Genomic DNA, 9344 nt, shown 5'->3' with positions numbered 1-9344 from the left:
CAGAAGCTGTTGTAAATCCCGCACAAAGTAAATCAATTAACAGTATGAATCTATATTTATAAAAATAGGGATATACTCTCTTTATTAAATTTATATTTTCAATTAATCACCTTCCTCAGCTTAAGATTTTATAATATAAAAATTTACTTTTCAATTGTATATCAGTTATAATTGACATTAATTTGTATAAAGCTTAAACTCTTATCTGGAGGTAATTATGGAGAACACCAAAAAACTTGCAAAATCTACTCTTGCCATAATTGTGTTTTCACTTGTTGGTAAGTTAATGGGATTTGTCAGAGAATCTCTTCAAGCAGGAGTGTTTGGAGCTACTAACGAGATGGATGCTTTTATAGCTGCTCAATCAGCAACAGCTATTGTATCTGCTCTAGTCACTACAGCTATCGCAACCACTTTTATTCCTGCTTTAACTAAGGCTGAAAATGAACTTGGAGAAAATCAGAGGAATTACTTTACTAATAATTTACTTACTTTAGCTACTATCTTTTCTATAGTCGTAGCTATATTGGGTTATTTATTTGCCCCGCAACTTGCAGTTTTATTTACAACAAAGACAAAACCTGAGGTATATTTGTTGGTTATAAAACTTATAAGACTTGGAATTCCAGTTGTAGTCTTCTCAGCAGTTGTAGGAGTTTTTACAGGTTTCCTACAATACAATAATAGATTTGCTGCCGCCGGAGCGATAAATATACCACTTAACCTTTGCTATATCTTCTTCTTATTGTTTATGACAAATATGGGAGGAATTTATGGACTTACAATAGTATCTGTAATTGGTGTGTTGGCTCAGATTATATTTCTTCTTCCAGATTCTATTAGACAAGGTTATAGACCTAAACCTGTACTCAATTTAAAAGATAAATATGTAATGGAAGCTTTGGCATTAGCTGTGCCGGTTCTTATGAGTTCAGCTGTAAACGACATAAATGTCATAGTAAATAGAAAACTTGCTGCAAATATGGTTGAAGGTTCAGTTTCAATTTTAAATTATGCAAACAAGATGAATCTTATGATTCTTGGAATTTTTATTGCTGCTATAACTTCAATAATTTTCCCTACAATGTCTCGTGCATTTAGTAGCGATAATAAAATCCAAGGAAAAAGAGTTATGAATGCATCAGTTAAGCTAGTGCTTTTCTTGACAATTCCTGCAACAGTTGGAATGATTGTACTGGCAAGACCTATCGTCGATGTCGCTTTCTTACACGGTGTCTTCACTAAACAAAATGCAATTGATACAACTGCAACTTTAAGATTCTACACCCTTGCTTTGATATCAATGTCTGTATCTATGGTACTGAATAGAGTTTATTATTCTATAGCTGATACTAAGACACCTTTTGTAGTTGGTCTTATAAATGTAGTAATAAACGTCGTCTTAAACTTGCTCGTAGCCCATAGATTTGGAACTCGTGGTCTTGCAGCTTCTGTTTCCATAGCAACAACTGTTGCAGTTTTAATTTCTTTTATACTTTTAAGACGAAAAATAGGAAATCTTGGCACTAAATCATATATAAGAGCGCTTATAAAGACTACACTTTCAGCTACTCTTATGGGATTATTTGCGCTAATCTATTTCCCAATTGAATCAATTTTAATAAATCCAAATATGTCAAATGCAACTTCTACTATAGTTAAACTGGTTATACTTTTGATTGTAGTTGCAATAGCTGCATTAATATACGGTATATCAATGTATGCACTTGGCGTTCGAGAAATACGAGATGTAGTAAATATAATAAAGAAAAAACTAAAGAAGAGTGAAATTTAATCACTCTTCTTCTCTATTTCCAAATTAAATTTTCATACCCTGCTATTCGCTTCTTCGAATTAATGAGGTATCTATTTTTGACTAACTCAAACATTGGCCTGTCCGCACTGTAAGAATCAGAAAAACACATTGAGCTATCATAATCTATTTCAAATCCCTTTTCTTTCAAATGTGCATCTATACGTCTAACTTTTTCATACGACTTGTTATTTTGAGTTATGATATTACAAAACTTGTCTAAATCAGTCCCCATTACAACATCAAAATCTAAATACTTGTTGAAATACTTCAAATAATTATACGGAGAAGCTGAAACCAACATCTTGTATTCTACATTAAGTTCTTTTAAAATTTTAAGTCCATCTTTTAGCATATGGTTTTCATACACATAATCAGCAAATTCCTCAAGTTCTTCCTCTGTAAAAAGATGAATTACCTGGCAAATTTGATTTTTAAAAAATTTTAAATCTCTCTCTATTGCATAACCAAAAGAACCCTTTACAATTCTATTTATATATTCAAAGCCATTTGCCTTTTTTAGAATTCTTGCATACTTCCACAACAAAACTATAGTATCTTCCGTTGTAAGTGTCTTGTCAAAATCAAACAATGCTATTTTTTTCAATACACACCTCTCCTCAATTTGATTATACTATAAACATTGACTAAATTTCATTTTTAGTCGAAAATATTATTGGTGATTATTATGAACGAAAATAAGATAATTCATATTGATATAGATGCTTTTTATGCCTCAGTTGAAGAAATTGACAACCCAAGTTTAATAGGAAAACCCGTAGTAGTAGGCGGTCGCTCAAATCGTGGCATCATAACTACTGCAAACTACGAGGCGAGAAAGTATGGTCTTCACTCGGCTATGCCACTTTTTATTGCTAAAAATTCATGCCCCAACTTAATTATAGTTCCGGGAAGAATGCAGAGATATTTAGAAAAATCAAAAGAAGTTTTTGATATACTCCACAGCTACACCGAAATTTTAGAAAAAGTTTCCATAGATGAAGCGTACTTAGACCTATCAAATTCTCTTAACTCAGTAGACGTTGCAAAACAAATAAAAAATGAAGTTAAAGACAGAACAGGTTTGACAGTTAGTTGTGGAATTTCATACAACAAATTTTTAGCCAAACTCGCTAGCGACTGGAATAAACCTGACGGATTAAAAGTTATTTCCAAAAATGATGTTCCTGATATTTTACTCCCACTCGATATAAAAAAAGTGCACGGTTTAGGAAGAAAATCCCAAGAAAAGCTTAGAAACATAGGAATAAATACAGTTGAAGATATGTTTCAACTCGATTTAGAATTTTTAGAAAAAATATTTGGAAAAATGGGTTATGAAATCTATCAAAGAATTCGTGGAATAGACAATAGAGCTGTAAATTCACAACGCAGTAGAAAAAGCTTAGGTGTCGAAAGAACTTTCCCCGACACACGTGATAAGTACATTCTACTAAACAGATTAATACAGTATTCAGTAGAGCTCTCAAAAGATTTAAGTTCTAAAAATTTAGGATTTAAAACTTTAACTCTAAAACTTAAAACCTTTGATTTTAAAATAAATACTCATTCCAAAACTTACTCACATGTCATAAATGATAAACAAGAAATTGAAAATCTTGCCTTAGAACTTTTCAACACTCATTACAAAGGCGAAAAACTTAGGCTTATGGGAATATCTGCTTCAAACCTTCAACCACTAAACTCACTACAATTTAACTTTCTTCATAATTGGTAATTTTTACCTAACATTAAAATTTAATGGATCTTAATCAAATTAAAAAAGTAATAGGTAGCATTACTATTGTAAAAATAAAATCTATGTTTCATATAGCTTTGACAATAAAATATAAAATTAAAAATTCTATAAACGAAAACTCAAGTACACTATTTAAATACTATTTAAGAAATCTACACTATCTAAAATTTTAGCGGAATTTAGATAGTAAATCTATAATATATTTAAGCTATTAGAATATGAAATAACTTGTATTTAAAAACTTTTCTTGATTAAACTATCATAAACAATATTAAATAGAATAATAAAAAATATGTACCTTATACAATAGCTAACAACAGATTTAAAATCAGTATATAAGTACCAAAAGAAAAACCCGTTTTAACACATTAAGAAAATTTTGAGGATAAATGTGGCAAAAAAATATCCGATGTATGTAAACTCTTGAAAAAATAATTGAACTGAACTATCAGCATATTCTAAATATTCACAAGGAATAAGACATCTAATATCCACATTCCTCCAAAAAATTTAATAGATAGTTAATAAAAGTAACAAAAACAAAACTATATTTCTAAATGACTATATTAGCCCAAAAACTTGTACATATCAATTGCAGGCTCAACTAGAAAATTGACAAATAGAACAAAATTATGAATCAGATACTATCGCAACTAACAATATTTTTTGAAATCAGAATCTAAATTTTGATTTCATCGTAATAAAAAATTTAAAGAGTTTTCATCAAATAAAGGCTCCCCTTTGTCTGAAAACCAATCCTTGACAAAAACTCCCAAATTTTAAAAAAATAATTAAACAAAAAGATAGATTCCAACAGTCTGATTGTCTACCTTTAATTTTATAACTAATCTTAATTTCTAATGAAATGCATACCCTAAATAATAAATAGATAATGGTTAATATGCTACAATTCAAAGTTCGTGTAAATACTATTAACTTTTCATGCATCTTAATATTTTCTCCAATGCATTTTTATCACTGTCTATATATATGATTTTTTCTTCACACTCATCATATACTTGAGCACACTTTATATGACAACCACAAATTATTATTACATAATCCCAATCTTTTTCATCAATGTAGTATCCAAAATAATACATAGGTAATTTCTCTTTTATTTGTTTATAGAGTTCTCTTCGGTCATACTTTGACTGACAACCTCCACAAAATTTTATTCCTATTCTCATTTTTGTTAGTTATTTTCTAATTTTTTGGCTAATTCTCTTTCTTCTTTATCTGCAAGAATTAGATTTAATAGTACACCTATACACAAGCCCCAAGCTGCACCTTTAGCGGCTATAACTGCTCCCATTACACCTGCAATACCTTTATCTAGTTCTGAGTTTGTCATATTTATCGCCAATCTTACACAGACAAACCCTTGTACTAACAATGTCATACTGAGTGCCGCTGGAAGAATTGGTTGTACAAAAGTAACTATTGGAGTTACCATAACTGCTATAAAGGTAAACCATCTAAATGTTCCCACACCTGAAAATATACTCTCCATCTTTTCCGGACCATCTTTATATCTCTCTGCAACGGATGCTGTAACTGCGGCCCACAAAGGTCCTGCTAAAGTTGGATATGCACACACTAAAGATTCTATTAAGTTTCTTATACCGCTTATTATATTTGACCTGTTTGCATCAAATACTATCTTTTCATCTTGTCTTTTTTCGTCTGCTTCTGCTAACAATGCACCTGAAGTTACAAAATCACCAAAAGCTATTATATAAACTACTATTGCCATAGGCAATGCTGCTAAAAATACTTCCTTAGTTGGCCAACCTATTGCAAAAGGACTCACTGTTTGTATTATCCCTGCAAAGTCAGGTATTTTTATAATTGGGAACCATTTTACCGGTGGTATCGGATATTCTCCTGCCAACGGACCTACTATAACTGCCAATAAAATGGCTGGTAACATCCCTAAGCCTCCTATGAAGCCAAATATTCCCTTGTTATTTTTTAACTTTTTAAATCTCTTTGAGAATAATAAATAGTATGCAAGTATTGAACATAAAGCTATTGTTATTGGAGTTGAATCAAATCTCTTCCCAGGGCTAAATTCTCCTATTACAGATGCAAACCCAGCACCCATTAATATACCTGCTTTTAATGAACTTGGAACTATACCCAATAGTTTCCCTGCAACGCCTGTAAGTCCCATAACTATAAATATTATCGCTATTATTAATTGCAATGCAATCAGCGCCTGTATTCTTTCAGGTCCCATCGGGAATGTACTCAAAAATGCTATCGTCAAAGGTATGGATGGTGTTATCCACCCAGGCACTACCGGATCTCCCCATGTTGCATGTAATGTATATAAGAATCCATTTATTATTACCATTCCCCAAGCTAGCTCAAATGGTATGCCTAATACGTCAGTTATTACTGGAACTGCTCCTAGACAAGTAGCACTCATGAGCAATGCTTGGAATAGTTCTGACAGTTCTATCCTATAATGCAATATTGGCAGTCTATATGTGAACATCCCAAGTCTAATCCCGGGTTGCTCCATTCCGTATTCTCTCTTCATAATATCTACCCCTACTAAATTTTTAGTTCATCATTAAATTTCATATTATGAGCTTTTATAAGTTCATCTCTAAAATCTGGATGTGCTATTCTTATAAGAGCCTCTGATCTCTGTCTCAATGTCTTACCTTTCAATTCTGCTATTCCATATTCTGTAACTATATAATCTACATCATTTCTTGATGTTGTAACTGCTGCTCCTTCATCTAAGCACGCTACTATTTTTGATGTTTTACCTTTTACTGTACTAGGCATAGCTATAATAGACCTACCATTTTTAGCCATTGAAGCTCCTCTTATAAAATCAACCTGACCTCCAACTCCGCTTATTTGATTTTTCCCAATTGATTCTGATGCTACTTGTCCCATCAAATCAACTTGTACGCATGAATTTATAGAAACTAAATTATCTTCTTGCATTATTATACAAGGATTGTTTACATAATCTACCGGCATCATCTGTACCATTGGATTGTCGTTTACAAAATCATATAATTCTCTCGTCCCCATTAAGAATGTTGCAACCATTTTCCCTTTGTATAAATTTTTACATTTGTTTGTTATGACTCCTTTTTTTACTAAATCTATAACACCATCTGCAAACATCTCTGAATGGATCCCTAAATCTTTTTTATCATCTAAAAAGCTTAGAACTGCATCCGGTATTGCCCCTATTCCTAATTGAAGAGTATCTCCATCTTCTATTAGAGTTGAACAATATTTACCAATTTTCATTTCTACATCTCCTATATTTGGTCTAGGCAATGTATATATAGGTTCATCATATTCAACTATATAATCTATATCAGAAATGTGAATGAAACTTTCTCCCATAGTTCTTGGCATATATTTATTTACTTGAGCTATAACAATCTTTGCATTTTCACATGCTGATTTTGTATAATCAACTGATATACCTAAACTCACATACCCAAAATCATCCGGTTTAGATACCTGCACCAATACTACATCTATAGGCATTTTAGTTCTAAATAATTTAGGTATTTCAAAAAAGAACGATGGTGTAAAATCCGCTCTACCTTCATGAACTGCTTTTTTAGTATTTGAACCTAGGAAAAAACCATTATGCTTAAAGTGTTTTTCCATACCTTCATCACAATATTTTGCAGATCCCATAGGTACCATGTGTACTATCTCAACATTTTCTAGATTTTTATAATTTTCAACCAAGTTATCTATTAAATATTTAGGTTCTCCACATGCATGTTCAAAAACTACTCTATTTCCTGATTTAATATTTTCTATCGCAGTATGTACATCTACTAACTTTGAGTTATATTCCTCTAACCAGTTCAAAATATCTCTCCTCACTCATGTCTAAGAAATGTTTTTGCATATTCCCACATTTTATCACTTATATCTGTATACAATCTTACGTCAATAATTTCCCCTTTAAATTCTTCTACCACTTTACTTTTTACAATTTCTTCAGTAGTTATTTGTGCTGATGGACAATAGCTACAATTGCCGGCTAAGGCAATTGTAACTACTCCATCTTCTATAGATTTAATATTTATTTTCCCACCATGAGAAGAAATTATAGGTTCAACTTTACTCTTTATAAAGTCTTCTACTCTTATATTCAAATCTTTATCTGACATTTTTCTCCTAATTATTTATCTTTTGAAACATCGACGTGTGCAATTCTTCTTGCCATTTCTTTTTTAGCTTCAAGATTTCCTTGTCTTGCTATCATTATTCTTTGAGCTTGTGGAGAACCTGCCCCATGCATTGATTCTGTTCTATATCCAACTGCGGCTGTTCCTAAAGTTATATTTTCAATAAGTCTTAACACTCTCATTCTATTTTCTGTTGATGTCCCAACCTTACCATTTAAAAATTTTTCAACCCAAGGTCCTGTAAACTCACCCTTTAAATCTTTTTCAGAAGGCATTGTTACCATCAATCCTCCCGCTATATCTTCAGCTAGTCTTGCTATTTCATAAGGGAATCTTGTTACATTTTGCTTACATACGTTTGCAAGTAATAAATCAATTAAATATGCCCCTGAATCAGTTTTACTTCCTTCCGCTGAGCAAGCCAGTGAACAAGCCCACATAGTTTCGTTCAAATGTTGCATTTCTATAATTTTGTCTTTAATGTGGCTGGCCTTAGGAACGCCATTGTAGTCTGCTGCTAATGCTGCTGCTCCAATAAGTACATCTCCAACGCCTGTTTTACATGCATAAGATTGTCTATGATATCCTGCAAATCTCTCAACTAACATTCCTGCATATTTCCATTCTCCACACATAAACACTCTTTCATTTGGAACAAAGACATCATCAAATATTACTAGAGCTTCTTGTCCCCCGTAAGTATTATTTCCAAGATCAATATCAGCTGCTTCTTCTAATTTTCTTGTGTCACATGATTGACGACCATAAATCATAAATACGCCTTTTGCATCAGTTGGAATTGCAAAACTTACAGCATAGTCTTTGTCATCTTCGCCCATTGCTATTGTAGGCATGATTAAATGTTCATGAGAATTTATAGAGCCGGTTTGATGAGCTTTTGCTCCTCTTACTATAATTCCATCTTCTCTAACCTCTTTAATGTGGACATACATATCGGGATCTTTTTGTTTCGAAGGCGCTAATCCTCTATCTCCCTTAGGGTCTGTCATTGCTCCATCAACCGTCCAGTCATTTTTTTGACATTCAAGTAAGTACTTTTTAAATCTTTCGTGATAATTAGTCCCGTTTTCTCTATCAATTTCATATGTTGTTGAATAAATTGAATTAAAAGCATCCATTCCTACACATCTTTGGAAACAACTTGCTGTTTTTTGCCCAAGAAGTCTTTGCATTTTAATCTTCTTGACTAAATCTTCTCTACTTTGATGTATATGACAAAATCTATTTATTTTTTCTCCTGTTAGATGGCTGGTTGCAGTCATTAAATCCTCGTACTCAGGATCATGTGCCAAATCATAAGTCATTGCAACAGAATTTATAGACGGCCTTATAATAGGATTATCTACCGGGTTTTCCACCCTTTCTCCAAACATATACACCTTAATATCCAACTTTCTTAAACTTTCGATATACTCTTTCCCTGTCATTAACATAATAATTCTCCTCTCATTATTATCTTATTGCTTACTATATCTTACACTAATATATACAGCAAAATTCATGCCAACTTTATATTTTAAGAAAACTCTATAATTAGGTCTTTTTTGAAGTGGTTATAATTTAA

The 9344-nt window shown here is 32.0% G+C and carries 8 protein-coding genes; 2 read left to right on the top strand and 6 right to left on the bottom strand.

Annotated features, from left to right (window positions below; translation table 11 throughout):
* Positions 1-217 precede the first annotated feature (217 nt).
* Positions 218-1795, top strand: coding sequence for a murein biosynthesis integral membrane protein MurJ (murJ, locus tag HMPREF9129_RS08855; protein ID WP_004822701.1), 1578 nt, complete (start codon positions 218-220; stop codon positions 1793-1795).
* A gap of 13 nt (positions 1796-1808) precedes the next feature.
* On the opposite strand, the gene HMPREF9129_RS08850 is transcribed toward murJ, so the two are convergent.
* Positions 1809-2420: an HAD family hydrolase gene (locus tag HMPREF9129_RS08850; protein ID WP_004822699.1), complete on the bottom strand. Its 612-nt coding sequence runs from the start codon at positions 2418-2420 to the stop codon at positions 1809-1811.
* Between the two features lie 81 nt (positions 2421-2501).
* Here HMPREF9129_RS08850 and HMPREF9129_RS08845 point away from each other — a divergent pair, with 81 nt between their 5' ends.
* Positions 2502-3551: a DNA polymerase IV gene (locus HMPREF9129_RS08845; RefSeq protein WP_004822697.1), complete on the top strand. Its 1050-nt coding sequence runs from the start codon at positions 2502-2504 to the stop codon at positions 3549-3551.
* Between the two features lie 953 nt (positions 3552-4504).
* On the opposite strand, the gene HMPREF9129_RS08840 is transcribed toward HMPREF9129_RS08845, so the two are convergent.
* The 5 genes from HMPREF9129_RS08840 to HMPREF9129_RS08820 are packed head-to-tail and all read right to left on the bottom strand — an operon-like array spanning position 4505 to position 9213.
* Positions 4505-4762: a hypothetical protein gene (locus tag HMPREF9129_RS08840; protein WP_004822691.1), complete on the bottom strand. Its 258-nt coding sequence runs from the start codon at positions 4760-4762 to the stop codon at positions 4505-4507.
* 5 nt (positions 4763-4767) lie between these two features.
* The gene (locus HMPREF9129_RS08835; RefSeq protein ID WP_004822690.1) at positions 4768-6120 is read right to left on the bottom strand and encodes a hypothetical protein; all 1353 of its coding nucleotides are present in this window, start codon (positions 6118-6120) and stop codon (positions 4768-4770) included.
* A 14-nt stretch (positions 6121-6134) separates the two neighbouring features.
* Positions 6135-7436 carry an acetyl-CoA hydrolase/transferase family protein gene (locus HMPREF9129_RS08830; protein WP_040552961.1) on the bottom strand — a complete coding sequence of 434 codons (1302 nt, stop codon included), beginning with the start codon at positions 7434-7436 and terminating at the stop codon, positions 6135-6137.
* Positions 7437-7447: 11 nt separating this feature from the next.
* Positions 7448-7741: a NifU family protein gene (locus tag HMPREF9129_RS08825; protein ID WP_004822684.1), complete on the bottom strand. Its 294-nt coding sequence runs from the start codon at positions 7739-7741 to the stop codon at positions 7448-7450.
* An 11-nt stretch (positions 7742-7752) separates the two neighbouring features.
* Positions 7753-9213, bottom strand: coding sequence for a 4-hydroxyphenylacetate 3-hydroxylase family protein (locus tag HMPREF9129_RS08820; protein ID WP_004822683.1), 1461 nt, complete (start codon positions 9211-9213; stop codon positions 7753-7755).
* Between the last annotated feature and the right edge of the window lie 131 nt (positions 9214-9344).

It is taken from the genome of Peptoniphilus indolicus ATCC 29427 (assembly GCF_000227315.1).
Lineage (GTDB): Bacteria > Bacillota > Clostridia > Tissierellales > Peptoniphilaceae > Peptoniphilus > Peptoniphilus indolicus.
This window is presented reverse-complemented; position numbering and strand designations above follow the sequence as displayed.

What these genes read in the sequence shown, in the direction of transcription:
- HMPREF9129_RS08845 (WP_004822697.1), top strand. Translation starts at nt 2,502, where the DNA reads ATGAACGAAAATAAGATAATTCATATTGATATAGATGCTTTTTATGCC.
- HMPREF9129_RS08825 (WP_004822684.1), bottom strand. Translation starts at nt 7,741, where the DNA reads ATGTCAGATAAAGATTTGAATATAAGAGTAGAAGACTTTATAAAGAGT.
- HMPREF9129_RS08820 (WP_004822683.1), bottom strand. Translation starts at nt 9,213, where the DNA reads ATGTTAATGACAGGGAAAGAGTATATCGAAAGTTTAAGAAAGTTGGAT.
- murJ (WP_004822701.1), top strand. Translation starts at nt 218, where the DNA reads ATGGAGAACACCAAAAAACTTGCAAAATCTACTCTTGCCATAATTGTG.
- HMPREF9129_RS08840 (WP_004822691.1), bottom strand. Translation starts at nt 4,762, where the DNA reads ATGAGAATAGGAATAAAATTTTGTGGAGGTTGTCAGTCAAAGTATGAC.
- HMPREF9129_RS08835 (WP_004822690.1), bottom strand. Translation starts at nt 6,120, where the DNA reads ATGAAGAGAGAATACGGAATGGAGCAACCCGGGATTAGACTTGGGATG.